The organism is Pseudarthrobacter defluvii (assembly GCF_030816725.1).
Taxonomy (GTDB): domain Bacteria; phylum Actinomycetota; class Actinomycetes; order Actinomycetales; family Micrococcaceae; genus Arthrobacter; species Arthrobacter defluvii_A.
Window position 1 is genome coordinate 181060 of the sequence record NZ_JAUSYG010000001.1, and the last position, 20428, is coordinate 201487.

17 protein-coding genes are annotated in these 20428 nt (G+C 65.6%); 5 read left to right on the plus strand and 12 right to left on the minus strand.

Going from position 1 to position 20428, the window contains the following annotated elements; all coding sequences use genetic code 11:
* Positions 1–4: 4 nt before the first annotated feature.
* The 6 genes from QF031_RS00755 to QF031_RS00780 are packed head-to-tail and all read right to left on the minus strand — an operon-like array spanning position 5 to position 6365.
* On the minus strand, positions 5–817 hold the full coding sequence (locus tag QF031_RS00755; RefSeq protein WP_307422744.1) for an HpcH/HpaI aldolase family protein: 813 nt from the start codon (positions 815–817) through the stop codon (positions 5–7).
* Positions 802–1587 (minus strand): 2-oxo-hept-4-ene-1,7-dioate hydratase, encoded by a 786-nt coding sequence (hpaH, locus tag QF031_RS00760; protein ID WP_307422747.1) that lies wholly within the window; start codon positions 1585–1587, stop codon positions 802–804. Before hpaH ends, QF031_RS00755 begins: the two co-directional genes overlap by 16 nt.
* 2 nt (positions 1588–1589) lie before the next feature.
* A complete protein-coding gene (hpaD, locus tag QF031_RS00765) occupies positions 1590–2669 on the minus strand; it encodes a 3,4-dihydroxyphenylacetate 2,3-dioxygenase (protein WP_307422750.1) in 1080 nt (359 codons plus the stop codon).
* 54 nt (positions 2670–2723) lie between these two features.
* Positions 2724–4235 (minus strand): 5-carboxymethyl-2-hydroxymuconate semialdehyde dehydrogenase, encoded by a 1512-nt coding sequence (hpaE, locus tag QF031_RS00770; protein ID WP_307422753.1) that lies wholly within the window; start codon positions 4233–4235, stop codon positions 2724–2726.
* 11 nt (positions 4236–4246) lie between these two features.
* Positions 4247–4912, minus strand: coding sequence for a GntR family transcriptional regulator (locus QF031_RS00775; RefSeq protein WP_307422756.1), 666 nt, complete (start codon positions 4910–4912; stop codon positions 4247–4249).
* The gene (locus QF031_RS00780; protein ID WP_307433041.1) at positions 4905–6365 is read right to left on the minus strand and encodes a fumarylacetoacetate hydrolase family protein; all 1461 of its coding nucleotides are present in this window, start codon (positions 6363–6365) and stop codon (positions 4905–4907) included. Before QF031_RS00780 ends, QF031_RS00775 begins: the two co-directional genes overlap by 8 nt.
* 234 nt (positions 6366–6599) lie before the next feature.
* Between QF031_RS00780 and QF031_RS00785 the strand changes: the two genes are divergently transcribed.
* On the plus strand, positions 6600–8522 hold the full coding sequence (locus QF031_RS00785) for an FAD-binding monooxygenase (RefSeq protein ID WP_307422759.1): 1923 nt from the start codon (positions 6600–6602) through the stop codon (positions 8520–8522).
* Here QF031_RS00785 and QF031_RS00790 read toward each other — a convergent pair.
* The 5 genes from QF031_RS00790 to QF031_RS00810 all read right to left on the minus strand — a co-directional run bounded on the left by QF031_RS00790 (position 8495) and on the right by QF031_RS00810 (position 14628).
* Entirely contained in the window at positions 8495–9349 is an 855-nt protein-coding gene (locus QF031_RS00790; protein WP_307422762.1) for a prephenate dehydratase, read from the minus strand. The two genes, QF031_RS00785 and QF031_RS00790, sit on opposite strands and share 28 nt — an antisense overlap.
* A gap of 52 nt (positions 9350–9401) precedes the next feature.
* Complete coding sequence (locus tag QF031_RS00795) at positions 9402–11306, minus strand: alpha-amylase family glycosyl hydrolase (protein ID WP_307433044.1); 1905 nt, start codon at positions 11304–11306, stop codon at positions 9402–9404.
* Between the two features lie 135 nt (positions 11307–11441).
* Positions 11442–12374: a carbohydrate ABC transporter permease gene (locus QF031_RS00800; RefSeq protein ID WP_307422765.1), complete on the minus strand. Its 933-nt coding sequence runs from the start codon at positions 12372–12374 to the stop codon at positions 11442–11444.
* Positions 12371–13306 (minus strand): carbohydrate ABC transporter permease, encoded by a 936-nt coding sequence (locus QF031_RS00805; protein ID WP_307422768.1) that lies wholly within the window; start codon positions 13304–13306, stop codon positions 12371–12373. The genes QF031_RS00800 and QF031_RS00805 overlap by 4 nt, the downstream gene beginning before the upstream one ends.
* 38 nt (positions 13307–13344) lie before the next feature.
* Positions 13345–14628, minus strand: coding sequence for an ABC transporter substrate-binding protein (locus tag QF031_RS00810; protein ID WP_307422771.1), 1284 nt, complete (start codon positions 14626–14628; stop codon positions 13345–13347).
* Positions 14629–14719: 91 nt separating this feature from the next.
* Here QF031_RS00810 and QF031_RS00815 point away from each other — a divergent pair, with 91 nt between their 5' ends.
* Both QF031_RS00815 and QF031_RS00820 read left to right on the plus strand, forming a co-directional pair.
* Positions 14720–15952 (plus strand): ROK family transcriptional regulator, encoded by a 1233-nt coding sequence (locus tag QF031_RS00815; RefSeq protein ID WP_307422773.1) that lies wholly within the window; start codon positions 14720–14722, stop codon positions 15950–15952.
* Positions 15953–15993: 41 nt separating this feature from the next.
* Positions 15994–17046, plus strand: coding sequence for a tartrate dehydrogenase (locus QF031_RS00820; RefSeq protein WP_307422776.1), 1053 nt, complete (start codon positions 15994–15996; stop codon positions 17044–17046).
* A 19-nt stretch (positions 17047–17065) separates the two neighbouring features.
* On the opposite strand, the gene QF031_RS00825 is transcribed toward QF031_RS00820, so the two are convergent.
* A complete protein-coding gene (locus QF031_RS00825) occupies positions 17066–17734 on the minus strand; it encodes a GntR family transcriptional regulator (protein ID WP_307422779.1) in 669 nt (222 codons plus the stop codon).
* Positions 17735–17858: 124 nt separating this feature from the next.
* Between QF031_RS00825 and glyA the strand changes: the two genes are divergently transcribed.
* On the plus strand, positions 17859–19199 hold the full coding sequence (glyA, locus tag QF031_RS00830) for a serine hydroxymethyltransferase (RefSeq protein WP_307422781.1): 1341 nt from the start codon (positions 17859–17861) through the stop codon (positions 19197–19199).
* Positions 19196–20416, plus strand: a complete 1221-nt coding sequence (locus QF031_RS00835; RefSeq protein WP_307422784.1) for a sarcosine oxidase subunit beta family protein — start codon at positions 19196–19198, stop codon at positions 20414–20416. The genes glyA and QF031_RS00835 overlap by 4 nt, the downstream gene beginning before the upstream one ends.
* Positions 20417–20428: the final 12 nt, after the last annotated feature.

Consider the following 20428-nt stretch of genomic DNA (forward strand, 5'->3'; position numbering starts at 1 on the left):
AAGGTCAGTAGCTGGGACGGGTTTCGTCAGGGCCAGCCGCCGGGTGCGGTATGTACTTTGCGGCGAGGGCTTCGGAGCCGCGGGCCAGGAGGGCGACGTCGGCTCCCACCAGGATGAAGCCGGCGCCGTTCGTGAGGTAATGCTGGGCCGTGTCCGGGTTGAAGGCGTTCACCCCGGCGGGCTTTCCGGCCGCCCTCGCGGCGGACAGGCAGTGGTCGACGGCGGCGCGCACCTCGGGGTGTTCCTGCTGTCCCAGCAGGCCCATGGAGGCGGCGAGGTCGGACGGCCCAATAAAGACGGCGTCCACCCCGTCCACCTTCAGGATGTCCTCCACCGCCGCCACGGCGGCGGTGGATTCGATCTGGACCGTGACGCTGATGGTCTCGTTGGCCCGGGCCAGGTAATCGGGTACCCGGTTCCAGCGGGCGGCGCGGGCCAGCGCGGAGCCCACTCCGCGGACACCCTGCGGGGGGTAGCGGGTTGCGGCCACCGCGGCTTCAGCCTCGGCCACGGAGTTGACCATGGGGATCAGCAGGTTCTGCACCCCAAGGTCCAGGTACTGCTTGATCACCACGGTGTCGTTCACGGGCGGCCGGACCAGGGTGTGGACCGGGTAGCCGTGGACGGCCTGCAGCTGGGCAAGGATGGATTCGAGCCCGTTGGGGCTGTGCTCGGCGTCCACCAGCAGCCAGTCCAGGCCCGATCCGGCGCACAGCTCGGCGATCAGCGGGCTGCCGGAGCACACCCACATACCCGCCAGCGGACGGCCTGCCGCAGCAAGCGCGGAGCGGAAAGTGTCCTCTACTCGAAACGGCATGTCACAACTCCCAGGGGGCCGTAGTCCGCGTGCACGGTGTCGCCCTTGTAGACCCACAGGGGACGGGTGAAGGACCCCGCCAGGATGATATCCCCAGCCTTCAAAGAGTCACCATGGGCGGCGATCTTGTTGGCCAGCCAGTGGACCCCGTTGGCAGGGTGGTCCAGGACTCCGGCGGCCACACCGGTTTCCTCCACGGTCTGGTTCTTGTACAGGATGGCGGAGACCCAGCGGAGGTCCACGGCGTCCGGCTTGACCGGGTTGCCGCCGATCACCATGGCACCCATCGCGGCGTTGTCCGAGATGGTGTCCACGATGGTCCGGCCCTCCATCTCGATCCTGGAGTCCAGGATTTCGAGGGCCGGAACCACGTAGTCGGTGGCCTTCAGGACATCGAAGATGGTGACGCCCGGGCCCTTCAGCCCGTCCTTAAGGACGAACGCCAGTTCCACCTCCACCCGCGGATGCGTGTACCGGTCCCACTCCACGGAGCAGCCGGTTTCCAGCACCATGTCGTCGAAGATGGCGCCGTAGTCCGGTTCGGTGATGCCGGTGGCAGCCTGCATGGCCTTGGACGTGAGGCCGATCTTGCGCCCCACCAGGGTCCGGCCGGCGTCCTCGTTCCGGCGGCGCCACAGCTGCTGCACCGCGTAGGAGTCCTCCACCGTCATCTCCGGGTAGCGGGCGGTCAGGCGGGGGACAGGGGTGCGGGTCCGGCCGGCTTCCACCAGTTCGTCCGCGATGGCCTCAATCGTCGTCGGCTCCAGCATGGTTAGACCTGGACTCCCAGCTTGAAGCCCTCGGCAGCTTCACCCTCCGGCTTGCGGGTGTAGGAGAAGCCGTCGGCGCCCACGGTCACGGCCATCTCGGACTTTTCCTCGCGGACGATGACCGGCTGCGGGTTGCCGTCCAGGTCCAGGACCAGGGAACCCTCGGTGTACCAGGACGGGACCACGGGGTTGCCCCACCAGTCGCGGCGCTGGTTGTCGTGGACGTCCCAGGTGATGGTGGGGTTGTCGGGGTCGCCGGTGTAGTAGTCCTGGGTGTAGATCTCGATGCGGTGGCCGTCCGGGTCCAGGATGTAGAGGTAGAAGGCGTTGGACACGCCGTGCCGTCCGGGGCCGCGTTCGATCCGGTCGCTGATGCGCAGGGCGCCCATCTTGTCGCAGATCTGGATGATGTTGTGCTTCTCGTGGGTGGCGAACGCGACGTGGTGCATGCGCGGGCCGTTGCCGCCGGTGAGGGCGGTGTCGTGGACGGTCTGCTTGCGGTGCATCCAGGCGGCATAGGTGACGCCGTCGGAATCCTTGATGTCCTCGGAGACGCGGAAGCCCAGGTCCTCCAGGTACTTCCGGCCCTTGGGGACGTCCGGGGTCACCTGGTTGAAGTGGTCCAAACGGACCAGTTCACCGGCGGAGTAGAGGTCGTAGCGCTGGGTGAGGCGCTCCACGTGCTCCACCTCGTAGAAGAACTCGTAGGGGAAGCCCAGCGGGTCCTCCACGCGGACCGAGTCACCGATGCCCTTGGTGAAGCCTTCCTTGCGGCGCTCCACCCGGCAGCCGAGCTCCTTGTAGTAGGCCTCGGCGGCGTCCACCTCGGCGGGGGACTTCACGCGGTAGGCGAAGGCCGCGACGGCGGCGACGGGACCCTTGCGCAGCACCAGGTTGTGGTGGATGAACTCTTCCAGGGAGCGCAGGTAGATGTTGTTCTCGTCTTCTTCGGTGACGTGCAGGCCCAGGACGTCCACGTAGAACTCACGGGACTTGGCGAGGTCCGTGACCACGATTTCCATGTAGGCGCAGCGGACGATGTCCGGTGCCGGGACGGTGGGGGTGGGGACGAAGTTGGTCATTGGAGTCTCTCTTCTTTGAAAGGGGCTTGGAAGGTACGACGGCGGCCGGCTGGCTTAGGCGCCGAATTTGGGGGTGTGGACGGTACCGAGCGTGATGTGCACGGCCTGCTGGTCGGTGTAGAAGTCGATGGAGCGGTAGCCGCCCTCGTGGCCGAGCCCGGAAGCCTTGACGCCGCCGAACGGGGTGCGCAGGTCCCGGACGTTGTGGCTGTTCAACCACACCATGCCGGCCTCGACATTCTGCGAGAAGTTGTGGGCGCGGGTAAGGTTCTGGGTCCAGATGTAGGCGGCCAAGCCGTACTTGGTGTTGTTCGCCAGGGCGAGGGCCTCGTCGTCGTTTTCGAACGGGGTGATGGCCACCACCGGTCCGAAGATTTCCTCCTGGAAGATCCGGGCGTCAGGCGCGACGTCGGCAAACACCGTGGGTGCAATGTAGTTGCCTTCGGACAGGTGGTCGGGGCGGCCGCCGCCGGCCAGGAGCCGGCCTTCGGACTTGCCGATCTCAACGTAGGATGCCACCTTCTCATAGTGCTCGGGGTGGACCAGGGCGCCCACCTGGGTCTTGGGGTCGTGCGGATCGCCTACCACGATGTTCTTTGCGCGGGCGGCGTACTTCTCGCAGAACTCGTCATAGATGGCGCGCTCAACCAGGATGCGGGAGCCGGCCGTGCAGCGTTCGCCGTTGAGGGAGAAGACGCCGAACAGGGCGGAATCGATGGCGGCGTCCAGGTCGGCGTCCGCGAAAACGACGCACGGGGACTTGCCGCCAAGCTCCATGGAGAGGCCCTTGAGGTTGGCGGCGGCGTTCCGGAAGATCGTCTGGCCGGTGGTGGTCTCGCCGGTGAAGGAGATCAGCGGGACGTCCGGGTGCTTCACCAGCGCGTCGCCGGCTTCCTCGCCCAGGCCGTTGACCAGGTTGAAGACGCCGTCGGGAAGGCCGGCGTCCTTGAAGATGGTGGCCCATAGCGACGCGGAAAGCGGCGTGAACTCGGCCGGCTTGAGGACCACGGTGTTGCCGGTGGCCAGCGCAGGGGCCAGCTTCCAGGACTCGAGCATGAATGGGGTGTTCCACGGGGTGATGAGGCCCGCGACGCCGATCGGCTTGCGGTTCACATAGTTGATCTGCGAGCCCGGGACCTTCATGGCGTCATCAAACTGGGCCACGATCAGGTCAGCGAAGAAGCGGAAGTTCTCGGCGGCGCGGAGGGCCTGGCCCTTGGCCTGCGTGATGGGCAGGCCGGTGTCGAAGGTTTCCAGTTCGGCGAGGCGCGCTTCCTGGGCTTCGACGGCGTCAGCGATCTTGTTCAGGATCCGGGCCCGCTCGCGGGGCTTCATCTTCGGCCAGGGGCCATTCACGAACGCTTCGCGGGCTGCGGCGACGGCGAGGTCGATGTCTTCCTTTTGGCCGGCCGCGGCGGTGGCGTAGTTCCGGTTGGACACCGGGTCCAGGACATCGAAGGTCTTGCCGCCCACGGAGTCAACGAACTGGCCGTTGATGTAGTGCTGGATGTGGGTGGGCAGGTCCTCAGGGACGTAGTGCTTGGAAGTTTCTACTGAGGTCGTCATCATTGAAGTCCTTACTGGTGCTTTGCTTGGGCGAGATATGCGTCAAGGGTTGCCGAGCGGTGGAGCCTGGCGGCTTTTTCGATCTGCTCTGCGTCGGCTCCGGTTTCGATGAGCTTCAGCAGGTTTTCGTGTTCATCCACGGACTCGCGGGCGCGGCCCGGGACGAAGCGGAACGTGGAGGACCGGATGGCTGCGAGCCGGTTCCAGCCGCGGTGCACCAGGTCCAGGATGTGCGGGTTGGGGCAGTGCTCGAACAGGACGCTGTGGAAGTCCTGGTTGAGCTGCGTGAACCGGACGGGGTCGAAGTGGTCCAGGCACTCGCGCATCTCTTCATTCACGGCGCGGGCCCTGGCCACGGCTGCGGGATCGATCAGCGGGGCGGACAGCGCTGTGGCGGCGCCTTCCACGATGCTGAGGGTCTGCATGGTGTAGAGGTATTCGGTGGGATCAATGCCGGCCACGGTGGCGCCCACGTTGCGTTCGAACGTCACCAGGCCTTCGGCTTCCAGCCGCCGGATGGCTTCGCGGACGGGGACCACGCTGAACCCCAGGTCCTTGGCGATGGAGCCCAGGACCAGCCGGTAGCCGGGGGTGTAGATGCCTTCCACGATCCGGGCCTTGACGGCCTGGTAGGCCTGCTCGGACTTGCTGCCGGCAACCATGGTGGCCTCACTCATTGGTGCCTGCCCATTCCTTGTACTTTGCCTGCCATTCGGCGTTCATGGGGTAGAGGCCGTCCACGCTGTTACCCTGCTTGACCATCTCGAAGATGAAGGTTTCCTCCTTCTCCTGCTGGATGCAGTCCTCCACCAGTTCTTCGGCGATGGCCGGGGGGATCACCAGGATGCCGTCGGAATCGGCCACGATGATGTCGCCGGGCTGGACGGTGGCCCCGCCGCACGCGATGGTGATGTCCGTGTCCCACGGGATGTGGCGGCGGCCCAGCACGGCCGGATGCGGATTGGCGAAGTAGGTGGGCATCTCCAGGTCCGCCACGGCGGAGTAGTCGCGGACGCCGCCGTCGGTGATGATGGCCGCGGCACCGCGGACCTGGGCACGGAGGGCCAGGATGTCGCCCACAGTGCCGGTTCCCTTTTCACCGCGGGCTTCCATGACCAGGATTTCGCCTTCGTTCACGGAGTCGATGGCCTTCTTCTGGGCGTTGAAGCCGCCGCCGTGGGTCTTGAACAGGTCCTCGCGGTTGGGGACGTAGCGGAGAGTGCGGGCCAGGCCCACCACGCGGCGGTCCGGACGGGTGGTCTGCAGTCCGTCGATGCTGACGTTGTTAAGGCCCCGCTTGCGCATCTGGGAGGACAGGGTGGCGGTGGCAACGGACTCCAGCTTGGCTTTCAATTCCGGGGTCAGAACAGGCCCGACGGCGGCAAGCCCCGCGGCTTCACGGGAACCGTAGGCTTCCTCCCGCTGCAGGTCATCGACCTTGGGCCGGGCACCAAAGTCCGCGAACGCCGTCGTGCCTTCCTCAACGGTGGTGACCAGCAGGCCGGTGGACAGGCCACCGTCGATCGTCTCCACTTCCACTTCCAGCACGTCGCCCGGCTTGGCGACCGAGGCACCGGCAGGGGTGCCGGTGAGGATGATGTCACCTTCCTCGAGCGTGAGGAGCTGGGAGAGGTCCGCGACGAGCCGGGCGAACGGGAAGAGCAGGTCCCCGGTGGTGTCGTCCTGGACCAGGTCCCCGTTGTGCCAGGTGCGGATGCGCAGTTTGGCGGGGTCGACGGCGTCTGCCGGGATCAGTGCCGGGCCCACGGGGGTGAACCCGTCGCCGCCCTTGGACCGGAGGTTGGAGCCCTTGTCCGCCCAGCGCAGGTCGTACACGCCGAGGTCGTTGCTGGCGGTGACGGCCGCGACGTGGTTCCAGGCGTCCTCAATCGAAACACGGCGGGCGGCCTTGCCGATCACCAGGGCGATCTCGCCCTCGTAGCCGAGCAGTTCGCAGCCGGCGGGCCGCTCAACGGGGCTTCCGCCCAGTGCCAGCGAGCTGGAAGGCTTGAGGAAGTAGGACGGCTGCGCCGGGGTGCGGCCCCGCTGGGCGGCCCGGCTGGGGTAGTTGATGTGCACTGCGATCACCTTGCGTGCTGCCGCCAGGGTGTCGCCGTTGACCTGCTCCAAAGCCTTCTCCTCATCAGGTACGAAATCGTATACGATCACTATCACCCATCCGGCGCGGTCCGTCAACCCCTGATTTTCCGGGCTTTTGACGAGCGGGCCGATGGCACTTGTCGCCCGGATCACATCGGGCGTACAGTGGAAGCCAGATCTATAGTTTCGATTATCGAATCGTGTGTTCTGATATAGAACACACTTTGGCCCCGATAGTCATCCACAACGAAGTGAGGAAAGCCCGTGCAGTTCCACCACCACGGATACGTATCCGGTGACCCGCGTGTCCAGCCGGCAGCCGGCGTCGGCCTTAACCGCCCCGAGGAACTTCCCGACGAAGTGGACGTCCTCATCGTGGGCACCGGCCCTGCCGGCATGCTCGCCGCGGCGCAGCTCTCCATGTTCCCCAACGTAACCGCCCGCATTATCGAACGCCGCCCGGGCCGGCTCGCAATCGGGCAGGCCGACGGCATCCAGGCGCGCAGCGTGGAGACGTTCCAGGCCTTCGGCTTTGCGGAGCGGATCATCGCCGAGGCGTACCGCATCACCGAAATGGCCTTCTGGAAGCCGGATCCCGCCAACCACGCGAACATCATCCGGACTGCCCGCGCCGTGGATGACGAGATGGGCATCAGCGAATTCCCGCACCTGATCGTCAACCAGGCCCGCGTCCTGGACTACTTCGCCGAATATGCCGCAAATTCACCCACACGGCTTAAGCCCGACTACGGCTACGACTTCCAGGGCCTCACCGTGGCCAATGAGGGCGAGTATCCCGTCACGGTGACACTCCGCCATACGGCCGGACCCGACGAAGGTCAGGACCGGATTGTCCGGGCCAAGTACGTGGTGGGTGCCGACGGCGCCCGCAGCAAGGTGCGCCAGGCGATCGGCTGCACGATGGCCGGGGACCAGGCCAATCATGCCTGGGGCGTCATGGACGTTCTTGCCGTCACCGACTTCCCGGACATCCGGACCAAGTGCGCCATCCAGGGTGCCAAAGGCAGCATCCTGCACATTCCGCGGGAGGGCGGCCACCTGTTCCGCATGTACGTGGACCTGGGCGAAGTGGATCCCAACAGCCACCACTCCGTGCGGGACACCTCCATCGAGGAGATTATTGCCAAGGCCAATGACATCCTGCACCCTTACACCCTGGACGTGCGGAACGTGGCCTGGCACAGCGTCTACGAGGTGGGCCACCGGCTCACGGACAGGTTCGACGACGTCCTGCCGGCGGAACGCGGCACCCGCACACCCCGGGTCTTCATCACCGGCGACGCCTGCCACACCCACAGCGCCAAGGCCGGCCAGGGCATGAACGTCTCCATGCAGGACGGGTTCAACATCGCCTGGAAGCTGGGGCATGTCCTGGAGGGCCGCAGCCCGGAGAGCCTGCTGAGCACCTACTCCGAGGAGCGCCAGGTAGTGGCGAAGAACCTGATCGACTTCGACAAGGAATGGTCCACCATGATGGCCAAGAAGCCGGAGGAGTTCGAACACCCCTCCGACCTTGAAGACTTCTACGTGCAGACCGCCGAATTCCCTGCCGGCTTCATGACGCAGTACACGCCGTCCCTGATCGTTGGCAGCACCGACCACCAGGACCTGGCCACCGGGTTCCCGGTGGGCAAGCGCTTCAAGTCCGCACCCGTGGTCCGGGTGGGGGACACCAACCCCCTCCATCTTGGCCACCACGCCACCGCCGACGGCCGCTGGCGGATCTACGTCTTCGCTGACCCCGCCCTGCCGGGCACCAACTCGGCAACGGACATGCTCGCCGAGTGGTTCGTGAACTCGCCGGAGTCCCCGCTGGCCGCCACCCCTGCCGGCGCCGACCCGGACGCGTGGTTCGACCTGAAGGTCATCTACCAGCAGCCGCACACCGCCGTCGACATCAATGCCGTGCCCGCCGTCTTCAAGCCGCTGGTGGGCCCGTTCAAGCTGACCGACTACGAGAAGGTGTACGCCACGGATCCCAAGGCGGACATTTTCGACCTCCGCGGCCTGGACCGCAGCGGCGTTGTGGTGGTGGTCCGCCCGGACCAGTACGTGGCCAATGTCCTGCCGCTGACGGCAACCGCGGAGCTGGGCGCGTTCTTCACGCCGCTGCTGAAGGCCGCCCCCGCGGCACCGCGTCAGGCCGTGGCGGCGGCGAGCCGGTAGTCGGCCGCGGCGTACACGCCGAGGATCCGCACCTCGGTGGTGAAGAAGTCCAGTTCCTCGAGGGCCAGCTTCAGCGGCAGGTCCTCGGGGTGGCCTTCGACGTCAGCCATGAACATGGTGGCGGCGAACTCGTTGCCCACCATGTAGCTTTCCAGCCGGGTCATGTTCACGCCGTTGGTGGCGAAGCCGCCCAGTGCCTTGTACAGGGCGGACGGGACGTTGCGCACGCGGAACACAAAGCTGGTGACTGCCGGTTCGGGAAGTTCGTCCCGGGCCGGCAGTGCCTTTTCGCGCGCCAGGACCACGAAGCGGGTGGTGTTGGAGGGGTCGTCCTCCACCCGGGAGGCCAGGACCTTCAGGCCGTAGATGTCGGCGGCCAGCGGGGGAGCGAGGGAGAGCTTGCGGGGATCGTTCCATTCCGCCACCTCCCTGGCCGAACCCGCTGTGTCTCCGGCGATGACGGGCTTGAGGCCGTGCTCGCGGATCAGCTTCCGGCACTGGCCCAGCGCGTGGATGTGGCTGTGGACCTCCGTGGCGCCTTCAATGGTGCTGCCCGGGATGCCCAGCAGGTCGAAATGGATAGGCAGGAAGTACTCGCCTACGATCTGCAGGTTGGACTGCGGCAGCAGGATGTGGATGTCCGCCACCCGGCCGGCGATCGAGTTCTCGATGGGGATCATGGCCAGCTCCGCCTCGCCGCTGGTCACCAGCTCAAAGGCATCCTCGAAACTGGCGCACGGCACGCTTTCCATGTCCGGGAACATCTGCTGACACGCGATATTGGAGTTGGCGCCGGGCTCACCCTGGTACGCAATCTTGGAGGCCATGATCCGTATGGTTTCACGGGGGTGCGTCCGATAAGAAAACAAGCCCGCGATGCTACGCCGGCGTGACGCGCAGCCAGAGGTATTGCCGGGGAAGGAGCGTCACGCCGTCGTCCAGCTGCAGGGCTGCTTCGGAGAGAAGGTCGACGGCGGCAGGGGAGAATCCGCCGAATGTTTCCGCCGGAAGGGGCTGGGCGGAGTCACTGAAGTTGGCGAGGGCCAAAACCGTGCTGTCCCCGGACTCGCCGGGCCGCTGGTAGGCGAGGACCGAGCGGTTGTTGGTGCCGAAATCGATCAACGTGGTCCCGGCCAGTTCCGGGGTGGCAGCCCGGACCTCGATCATCCGCTTCAGCCCGGCGTACACTGCACCCTCCGGTGTGGAGGGATCCAGGCGGCGGGCGTACTGCTCCGCGGGGAAGTGTGGCCGGTGCACCCAGCGGCTGTCCTCCTCGTGCCCGGGCTCGGACGCGTAGCCGTAGTCGTTGACCTGCCCCACCTCGTCGCCCAGGTACAGCAGCGGGATGCCGCCGGTGCTGAACGGCACCGAGTGGGCCAGGAGGATCCGTTCCACCGCCTCAGCCGGGTCAACCTCCATGCCGCACAGGGACGCCGTCGTGCCGGAAATCCGGCAGTCACCTGTCTTGGGGTTGTCCTGGAAGGGGACGCCGCGGGCGAAGCTGCCGGGGAAGCGGTTGACGTAGAAGGAGTTCAGGAACCGGCGGTGGTCGAAGCCGTTGATGCCCAGCTCGGCGGCGTCTTCGTCGGCGAAGGTCCAGCCGATGTCGTCGTGGCTGCGCACGTAGTTCACCCACGCCGTGCCGTCCGGGATGTTGTGCCGGCGTTCCAGGGCCTGGCCCAGCAGCGAGACGTCCCGGGTGGCCAGGGATTCCCAAATAAGAGCCATCTGCAGGGGGTTGTAGGAGAGCTGGCATTCTTTGGGGTCGATGTAGAGCGCCACCTCGTCCGGGTGCACGATGGCCTCGGACTTGAACAGCAGCGACGGCGCGGCCAGCCGGCACACGGCGTTGAAGGCCCGGAGCAGGGTATGCGCCTGCGGCAGGTTCTCGCATGGGGTGCCCAGCTGTTTCCAGATGAACGCCACTGCGTCCATGCGCAGGATGTCCACCCCCTGGTTGGCCAGGAACAGCATCTCTCCTGCCATGGCCCGGAAGACCTCCGGGTTGGAGTAGTTCAGGTCCCACTGGTACGTGTGGAATGTGGCCCACACCCAGCGGCCGTCATCCATCTGGATGAAGGACCCGGAGTGGTTCTCGGGAAAGATTTCGCGGACGTCCGCCTCGAAGGCGTCCGGCATGGTCCGGTCCGGGAAGATCCAGTAGTAGTCGCTGAATTCGGGGTCCCCGCCGGCTGCCTTGCGGGCCCACTGGTGCTCGTCCGAGGTGTGGTTGAAGATGAAGTCCACCACCAGGCTGATCCCGTTGTCCTTCAGCTCGGCTGCCAGGGAACGCAACTGTTCCATGGTGCCCAGCTTCGGGTTGACCTGGCGGTAGCTGGAGACCGCGTAGCCGCCGTCCGAGTGTGGTTCCGGCGCCAGGAACAGGGGCATGAGGTGCAGGTAGGTCAGGCCCAGTTCCTTGAAGTACGGGATGCGGGTCCGGACCCCTTCCAGGCTTTCCGCGTAGCGGTCCACGTAGCAGACGCCGCCGAGCATGCGGTTGGCCTGGAACCAGTCCGGGTTGCCTTCCCGCTCCGCATCCAGGGCCTTCAACGCCGTTGGGCGGTCCTGCCAGGACCGCGCGCATTGGAGGACCAGGTCCGTCAGCTGGGCCAGCCAGTCATTGCGGTCGCCGTAGAGGGAGTGGAACAGGCTGCGGAGCGTGGGAAAGCGATCCTCGAGGCGCCGGTCGAAATCCGGGTCCGGGCGCAGCCCCCGTTCCCGGGACACGGCGGACAGCACGTGCCGGCGTGCCTGCTGATCCTCGTTGACCGTTTCCTGCATCCCTTTGCCGCTCACGCCATTGCCCCTTCCGGCCCCGCCGGTACCTCCGGCGGCATGTGTGTCGAAGTATTCCACGTCACTTTAGCTGCGCAGGGTCCTTCGGCTTGATGAGTGGTGGTCATGCGGATGGGATCGTCACTTGACCGCACCCTGGGTGAGGCCGGACATCACCCATCGCTGGGTAAACAGGTAAACGACGATGGCCGGCGCCATTGCCATCAGGTAGGAGGCGAAGGCAACGTTGTAGCTGTTGCTGAACTGCGTCTGGAAGATCTTTTGCAGCACGGGAATGGTCTGCATTTCGGGATCGGAAATGATGAGCGACGGCATCATGAAGTCATTCCATGAGGCGATGAAGGCGAAGATGCCGACGGTTGCGCTCATGGGTCCCAGCAGGGGGAAGATGAGCCGCCAGAACACCTGCCATGTGCCGGCGCCGTCCATCCGCATGCTTTCCTCCAGTTCCAGCGGGATTGAGCGCAGGAACGCCGTAAAGAGCATTGTGTTGAAGGCCAGGGCAAAGACGATGTGCAGGATTGCGACGCCGAGCGGATTGTCCAGTCCCACAAGGCCCGTGAGCTGGATTTGCGGCAGCGCCACCACGGGGAACGGGATGAACATGGCGGCAAGCAGGTAGAAGAACGACCAGCGGAACAGCCGGCGGTCCCAGTTGCGGACGATCGCGTAGGCTGCCAGCGCCGACACGACGATCTCCCCGACTACTGCGGTGGCGGACACGAACACGGAGATCGCGAAGCCGCGGGGAAAGTTCGTCAGCGTCCAGGCCTGGCCGAAGCTTTCGAGGCTCAGGGGCGACGGCAGGGAGAATGCATTGCCGTCAACTGCCTGCCCGGTGGTCTTGAAGGCCATGCTGACGGTGACGTACAGCGGGACGAGCACACCGAGTGTACAGACGATGAGGATGACCGTGGCGGCCCAGTTGGTGCGTTCGTGGCCGGTGCGGATCCGGCGCTTCCCGGCGCGGCTTCTTCCGGCGATGCCTTGCCCGGCATTGAGTGGTCCTGGGCTGGCCGGTCCTGCCGGGGTGGTGCGGGTCGCGTTGCTCATGCGATCCCTCCTTTGCCACGTGTGAAGCGAAGCTGGATGAGTGCGATGGTGATGCTGATGAGGAAGAAGATCACGGCGTTGGCCATCTGGTAGGCGTAATCGCCGCCCTCGAAGCCCCGGAAGATGGCCATGGCAACGCTGCGGGTGGACACCCCGGGGCCGCCGTCCGTGAGACCCACGATGATGTCGTAGGCGTTGAGGTAGTTCTTGAAACCAAGCACGGTATTGATCACGGCGTACCCGGCCACCAGCGGCAAGGTGATGTGCCGCAGGTTGTGCCAGGGGCTGGCGCCGTCGAGGGAACTGGCTTCATAGACCTCGGGAGGGACCGTCAGGAGCCCGGCGATGTAGATCAGCATGGCACTTGGAATTGACTGCCACGCGGTGACGAAAACGATTCCCAGCCAGGCGAGGTCGGGGTTGGCGAGGATGCTCGTCGCCAGGGGTTCGATGCCCAGGCTCTTACCCATCAGCGGCAGTGAATTGGAGAAGAGGTACTGGAAGACGAAGGCGATGACGATGCCGGAGATCACCATGGGAATCACGAACACCGTGCGCAGCGCCGTCCGGAACCGGACCCGGGACGTCAGCCCCAGCGCCAGGAGGAAAGCGAGGACGTTCACGACGATGACCGTCAGGAGCGAAAAGGCGAGCGTGAACCCGTAGGCGCCCAGGATTCCTTCATCCCGAAAAACCGCGATGAAGTTGCGAATGCCGATGAACTCGAATTTCCCGAAGCCGACTGAATTGGTGAAGCTGTAGACGAATCCGAGTATGGCGGGAAGCGTAACGGCAAGCGTGAAAATCACGAGCGATGGGAACAGGAAAAAGTAGTAGAGCGGGTCCACCCGGCTCTTGCGGGCGCGTTTTACCTTCGGCGCCGCCGCGGGAGTCACCGCCGCCCTGGCGGAATTTTTGGTCACTGATGACATGGGGGGTCCTCGTTTCGTGCGTCGGGGCGGAGGTGCGGTTACGCCCGGAAAGCCAGGCGCGCCCAGTCAGCGTCCATCCGGCGCAGGGTGCCTTCGGGATCGGCGCCACCGATGATCGACTGGATGTAGTTGGCCGCGGGAATCGTGTTGGGGATGAACTGCGAGGCGCCCATGTAGAAGCGGCCCTCGTCGTAGTACTTCTGCATTTCGACGATGCGCGGGTCGGTGACAGGAGGAGCGTCCTTGGCCGTGCCGAATCCCAGGAACTTGGCGTTGTAGGGGTTCTGGATTTCCGGCTGCAGAAGGTATTGAAGGAACGCGCGCGCCCCTTGCTGTCCGTTCGCGGCTTCGGGCACCCAAAGGGAGAGGTCGACGTTCACCCGGACTTTAAGGTCGGCAGGGTCAGAGGTCATTGGAAGCGGAAAGGTGCCAAGGTCAAGGCCGGTGGCCGCCTTCTCGATCTCTCCAAAGGCCCAGGGTCCCTGGAAATACATTGCCGCCTGGCCCTGCGCCATCGCGGTGTTGCCGTCACCGTAGCCCCGGCTGGCCGCATCGGGATTAACGTATTTGGTCAGCTGGACCATGCGCTGCACCGGTTCCAGCAGCGTCTTTTGGAATGACACGTCGGAGTCCGGTCCCACATGCTCACCGATTTCGTGCATTTTGGCGTAGAAGCCGCGCACGTCCACCATGCCGCCCACCGTGTAATCGAACAGGCCCTGCGCCACTGTCCACGGATCGCGGAAAGTGCCGTAGATGGGAGTCACTCCGGCGGACTTCAGCCGTTCACACACGTCAATCAATTCGTCCCAGGTGGTTGGAACAGCCAGGCCGTGCTCCTGGAAGATCCGGCGGTTGTAGATGACGGACGCGGCCATCACCGAATAGGGGATCACGCTGGTGCGGCCGGGATAGGTGGGGTACCAGTTGGTCAGGTCCAGCACGTCGTCCCGGATTGTTGCTGCTTCGGGCAGGTCTGAAAGGTCGGAGAGGGCCCCGCGTTCCATGAACCGGGCCATCTCCAGGTTGTAGTTCAAGCAGCCAAGATCCGGGGGGCTGCTGCGGACAAAGCTGGCGGACAGATTGGTGGCCATGTCGTGAAGGACCCGGAACCGGTCCTGTGATCCGGTGAACTTCGCCGCCAGGTCCCGGAAGTAGGGGACGGCTTCGGGTTTCGACTGGTGGAACGTGATGGTCGTGGCCGGCGCCGCACCGGCAGGGGCGCAGCCGGCCAGGCCGGCAGCGGTCAGGGCACCTCCCGCAGCGGCAAGGAAAGTACGTCGGGAAACGTGCGTCCCCGCGGACGTCAAAGGTGGCAACATTGGCTCCTGTGGGCGGTCGGAAAAGATTTTATATGGATCTTATATTTAGGTCCTATACGAGGATGGGGGACGGAAGGGATATCGTCAAGGGGTGGACGGAACTACGGCGAGCTCGACCCAACTGTTGCGGCAGATCAACTCGGAAGCATTGCTGCGCTTCGCCCTCCAGGAACAGGTGTTCACGGCCGGTGAAGCAATGGCTGCCACGGGCCTTACCCGCGCCACCGTGCTGGGTGTCTGCGACGGTCTTGTTCATGCGGGCTGGCTGGAGGAGGTGGGTGACGGCGGTGAGGCCAGCCGCTCTACCAAGGGCCGGCCGGCACGCCGCTACAGGCTGCGGGAATCTGCGGGTGTGGTGGTGGGGATGGATGCCGGCGAAAGCCGCCTGACAACCCTCGTTGCCGACCTGCGTGGCCGCGAGCTCGGCAAGCGCTGCGAACGCATTGACTCGCACACGCTGGGGTGTGCTGGGCGCGTTGCCGCCGCACGCGCGTTGATTGACCGGACGCTTTCGGATGCCGGATGGAATGCCGCCGATGTCCTGCTGACGGTCGTCGGGGTTCCCGCGCCGGTTGACGCCGACGGCATGTCTCCGGAAGGTGGAGAGTTCTGGCAGTTGATGAATTCCGGATTCGCCTCCGGGCTACCAGGCGAGGTGCTCATCGAGAACGATGCCAACCTCGCTGCCGTGGCTGAACAAGCGCAGGAGCCGTCCGCCAATGTCGCCACCCTGCTGTCCGGAGAGCGGTTCGGAGCGGGCCTGATCGTGGATGGACGCCTGTTGCGGGGACGCCAGGGCGGGGCCGGCGAGATGCGGTTCCTGGATGTCTTCGACACTAAGCTCGTGTCCGACGAGGGGGGCTCGGACGGCCTCGGGGCGCTTGCCCGGACATGGGCACGGGCGGGCGTAAATACCTATGACGGGGCCTCCTCCTTGCGGCGCATACCCGAGGGAAACATCAGCGCAGAGGATGTCTTCCGGGCAGCCCGCGAGGGAGATCCACTTGCGCGGGACATCATCGCCCGGCTGGGTGAACGGCTGGCGCGCATCACGGTGGCGCTCGCCAGCCTTCTCGACATCGAGCGGGTGGTCGTTGCCGGTGGGATCTCCAGCGCCATCGAACCAGTCCTGGAGCGTGCGCGCGATTTGCTGCCCACGGACTCGGGCCTGCCGCTGCCGCACCTTGTCGCGAGCACTCTGGGGGCAGAAGTTGTGGTCCGGGGTGCCGTCGAATCCGGACTGGCCGGGATCAGGCGTGAACCGGCAGCGTTTCTCCCGCGCGCCGCCCGTACCGGGAACCACGCCTTCCCGACTCCGAATTAAGCTTGACCCATACTCAGGAACGCCGGAAAGGCAGGAAGCACATGACCCGCACCTACACCATCGACTCAATTCCCGGTGACGGCATCGGCGTCGATGTCACCGAAGTGGCCATGGAATGCGTGGACGCGGCGGCTGAGCTGCACGGGTTTGGTGTCTCCTGGCGGGTCCGCGAGTGGAACAGCGATCTGTACACCAAGACCGGCAGGATGATGCCGGTCGACGGGATTGAGCAGCTCGGCACCGGCGACGGCATTTACCTGGGAGCGGTGGGAACACCCGACGTTCCGGATGATGTGACCCTGTGGGGACTGCTCATCCCCATCCGCCGCGAATTCGACCAGTACATCAACCTCCGGCCCATGAAGCTGCTGCCAGGCGTTAAGGGCGCGATGCCCGGCATCGAGGACCTGGATATCGTGGTGGTCCGCGAAAACGTGGAAGGCGAATATTCGCAGATCGGCGGCCGCTTCGGTTCAGGGACACCTGCCGAATTCGCAGTGCAGGAGAGCGTTTTCACCAGGGCCGGCGTCAGCAGGGCGGCGCGCTATGCAGCCGAGGCCGCCGCGAGCCGGGGCGGCACGCTGGTCTCGGCCACCAAATCCAACGGCATCATCCACACCATGCCGTTTTGGGACGAGGTGGTGGCGGAGACGGTGGCGGACTTCCCGGGCGTCACTGTCGACAAAGTGCTCATCGATGCGCTCGCGGCACGGCTGGTCATGAAGCCCACCAGCGTCCGCACCATCGTGGCGTCCAACCTGTTCGGAGACATCCTGTCCGACCTTGTGGCCGGAGTGGCCGGCTCCATCGGCATCGCCCCGAGCGCCAACCTCAACCCGGAGCGCCGGTACCCGTCGATGTTCGAGCCGGTCCACGGTTCTGCCCCGGATATCGCGGGCAAGGGTATTGCCAACCCGGTGGGTGCCCTCTGGGCTGCGGCCATGATGCTCGAGCATTTGGGGGAGGCGGAGGCAGCCCGGTCGCTGACCGGCGCCTTCGAATCCGCTCTTGGAGACGGAATCGCAACGCCGGACCTGGGAGGTTCAGCCACCACGCTGGAATTCGCGCAGGAGGTGCGGGCCCGGCTGCGCTAGCCGCGCCTGGACACGACGGCTAGAGCACGTTCCGGATGGCCTGCTCGAAACTGGTGACGTGCTCCAGGGCGAGCTTGCCGGCCCGGTCCGCGTCGCCGTCGGCCACTGCTTCCAGCAGCTCAACGTGCTCGGCAATGTGGGACGCGACGGACGGGACCTTTTCCAGCACCATGCACCAGATGCGCGTGGCCAGGTTGTCGTAGCGGATCAGGACGTCCTCGAGGTGCGCGTTGGCCGCGGCCCGGTAGATCAGCCGGTGGACCTTGATGTCGTGCCGCATGAGGTCGTAGGGATCATCGTCGTCGCCCATGGTGGAGATCGCGGCCGCGGTTTCCCGGATTTCCGCCCGCAGCGCCGGCGTTGCCAGCTTGGCGGCCCGGCGTGCGGCTAGGGGTTCCAGGGATTCGCGCAGCTCTGAGACGTCTGCCAGTTCAGTGATGTCGACGATGGTGGCGAACGTTCCGCGGCGGGGATAGGACACCACGAGGTGGTCGCTTTCCAGGCGCTTGAGGGCTTCCCGGACCGGCGTCCGGCCGATCCCGAGTTCGGCGGCCAGCTTGCCGTCATTGATTGCCTCGCCCGGCCGGATGTCCAGCATGATGAGCCGGTCGCGGAGGTGCCGGTAGGCCTGTTCGGAGAGCGAGAGGTCCCCGTCGCCGGTCAGGTGGTTCTCTAATATGACGCTCATTTCGAGCCTTCCCAGGAGTGCTATTGACGTCCAAGTGATCTGGAACATACTATTACGACAGTTCTAATATATCAGTTACAGATCAGTTATAGGTCAGTAACTCCGAAGGGTCATAAGGAGAACAATGCAGGACGTACTGAACGCCTCGCTTGCCACGGTCGACGCCGATGTCGCCGCCGCTGTGGCACAGGAACTGCACCGCCAGCAGTCCACCCTGGAAATGATTGCGTCGGAGAATTTCGCTCCGTCCTCCGTCATGGAGGCCCAGGGCTCGGTGCTCACCAACAAGTACGCCGAAGGATACCCGGGCAAGCGCTACTACGGTGGCTGCGAGCACGTGGACGTCATCGAGCAGCTGGCCATCGACCGCGTGAAGGCACTCTTCGGCGCCGAGTTCGCCAACGTGCAGCCGCACTCAGGCGCCCAGGCCAACGCCGCCGCCATGTTCGCCCTGCTGAACCCGGGCGACACCATCCTGGGGCTCTCCCTGGCGCACGGCGGACACCTCACGCACGGCATGAAGATCAACTTCTCCGGCAAGCTCTACAACGTGGTTCCCTACCACGTCCGCGAGGAAGACCTCCGGATCGATATGGCCGAAGTGGAAGCCCTGGCGTTGGAGCACAAGCCCAAGCTGATCGTGGCCGGCTGGTCCGCCTACTCCCGCCAGCTGGACTTCGCCGAGTTCCGCCGCATCGCCGACCTCGTGGGGGCCTACCTCATGGTGGACATGGCGCACTTCGCCGGACTCGTCGCCGCGGGCCTGCACCCCAACCCCGTCCCCTACGCGGACGTGGTCACCACCACCACCCACAAGACCCTCGGCGGTCCGCGCGGCGGCGTCATCCTGGCCAAGGAGGAATACGCCAAGAAGATCAACAGCGCGGTGTTCCCGGGCCAGCAGGGTGGTCCGCTGGAGCATGTTGTGGCAGCCAAGGCCGTGGCGTTCAAGCTCGCTGCCGCCCCCGAATTCAAGGAACGCCAGGAGCGGGTGCTCCAGGGCGCCAAGCTGCTGGCCGAGCGCCTCCTCAAGGAAGACGTCGCAGCCGCGGGTATTTCCGTGGTCAACGGCGGCACCGACGTCCACCTGGTCCTGGTGGACCTCCGCCACTCCGAACTCGACGGCCAGCAGGGTGAGGACGCGCTCCACCAGATCGGCATCACGGTCAACCGCAACGCCGTCCCCTTCGACCCCCGCCCGCCGATGGTCTCCTCCGGCCTCCGGATCGGCACCCCCGCCCTGGCCGCCCGCGGCTTCGGCGCCGCCGAGTTCACCGAGGTTGCGGACATCATCGCGACGGCGCTCATCGCCTCAGCGGGCACCGGCACCCTCCCCGGGGACACCGCCGTCGAACTCCGGAAACGCGTGACGGCCCTGGCCGGCAAATTCCCCCTCTACCCGCACCTCTCCGCCGACGCCAACCTGGCCGGCATCGAGGCAGACCTGATTGGAGCCGCCCAGTGAGCACCCAGCACCTTCCGGAGCACCCGGACTTCCTCTGGCGGAACCCGGAACCCAAGTCCTCCTACGACGCCGTGATCGTCGGCGGCGGCGGGCACGGCCTGGCCACCGCCTACTTCCTGGCCAAGAACCACGGGATGACCAATATCGCCGTCCTCGAAAAGGGCTGGCTGGCCGGCGGCAACATGGCCCGCAACACCACCATCATCCGCTCCAACTACCTCTGGGACGAGAGCGCGGCCATCTACGAGCACGCTCTCAAGCTCTGGGAAATCCTGCCCGAGGAACTCGAGTACGACTTCCTGTTCAGCCAGCGCGGCGTGATGAACCTGGCCCACACCCTGGGCGACGTGCGCGAAAGCATGCGCCGCGTGGGCGCCAACAAGCTCAACGGCGTGGACGCCGAATGGCTTGACCCGCAGCAGGTCAAGGAACTCTGCCCTATCCTGAACATCAGCGACAACATCCGCTACCCCGTCATGGGCGCCACGTACCAGCCGCGGGCCGGTATCGCCAAGCACGACCACGTGGCCTGGGCCTTCGCCCGCAAGTGCGACGAACTGGGCGTGGACATCATCCAGAACTGCGAGGTGACCGGCTTCCTCAAGGACGGCAACCGCGTAGTGGGCGTCAAGACCAACCGCGGCACCATCAACACCGAAAAGGTGGGCCTCTGCGCCGCCGGCCACAGCTCGGTCCTGGCCGAGATGGCAGGCTTCGAGTTGCCCATCCAGTCGCACCCGCTGCAGGCGCTGGTCTCGGAACTGCACGAGCCCGTCCACCCCACGGTGGTCATGTCCAACCACGTGCACGTCTATGTCTCCCAGGCGCACAAGGGCGAACTGGTAATGGGCGCCGGCGTTGACTCCTACAACGGCTACGGCCAGCGCGGCTCCTTCCACGTGATCGAGCAGCAGATGGCGGCCGCCGTCGAGCTCTTCCCCATCTTCGCCCGGGCCCACGTGCTCCGGACCTGGGGCGGCATCGTGGACACCACCCTGGACGCCTCGCCGATCGTGGGCACCACTCCGGTGGAGAACATGTTCGTGAACTGCGGCTGGGGAACCGGCGGATTCAAGGGCACTCCCGCCGCCGGCATGACCTTCGCGCACACCATCGCCACCGGCGCCCCGCACAAACTGAATGCGCCGTTCTCGCTGGAACGCTTCGAAACCGGCGCCCTCATCGACGAACACGGCGCCGCTGCCGTGGCCCACTAGCCGCCGCCACCA

Coding starts and splice junctions, on each gene's coding strand:
- QF031_RS00825 (WP_307422779.1), bottom strand. CDS start 17,734: ATGAGCGTCATATTAGAGAACCACCTGACCGGCGACGGGGACCTCTCG.
- QF031_RS00800 (WP_307422765.1), bottom strand. CDS start 12,374: ATGAGCAACGCGACCCGCACCACCCCGGCAGGACCGGCCAGCCCAGGA.
- QF031_RS00755 (WP_307422744.1), bottom strand. CDS start 817: ATGCCGTTTCGAGTAGAGGACACTTTCCGCTCCGCGCTTGCTGCGGCA.
- QF031_RS00820 (WP_307422776.1), top strand. CDS start 15,994: ATGACCCGCACCTACACCATCGACTCAATTCCCGGTGACGGCATCGGC.
- hpaH (WP_307422747.1), bottom strand. CDS start 1,587: ATGCTGGAGCCGACGACGATTGAGGCCATCGCGGACGAACTGGTGGAA.
- QF031_RS00795 (WP_307433044.1), bottom strand. CDS start 11,306: ATGCAGGAAACGGTCAACGAGGATCAGCAGGCACGCCGGCACGTGCTG.
- hpaE (WP_307422753.1), bottom strand. CDS start 4,235: ATGACGACCTCAGTAGAAACTTCCAAGCACTACGTCCCTGAGGACCTG.
- hpaD (WP_307422750.1), bottom strand. CDS start 2,669: ATGACCAACTTCGTCCCCACCCCCACCGTCCCGGCACCGGACATCGTC.
- QF031_RS00775 (WP_307422756.1), bottom strand. CDS start 4,912: ATGAGTGAGGCCACCATGGTTGCCGGCAGCAAGTCCGAGCAGGCCTAC.
- QF031_RS00790 (WP_307422762.1), bottom strand. CDS start 9,349: ATGGCCTCCAAGATTGCGTACCAGGGTGAGCCCGGCGCCAACTCCAAT.
- glyA (WP_307422781.1), top strand. CDS start 17,859: ATGCAGGACGTACTGAACGCCTCGCTTGCCACGGTCGACGCCGATGTC.
- QF031_RS00810 (WP_307422771.1), bottom strand. CDS start 14,628: ATGTTGCCACCTTTGACGTCCGCGGGGACGCACGTTTCCCGACGTACT.
- QF031_RS00805 (WP_307422768.1), bottom strand. CDS start 13,306: ATGTCATCAGTGACCAAAAATTCCGCCAGGGCGGCGGTGACTCCCGCG.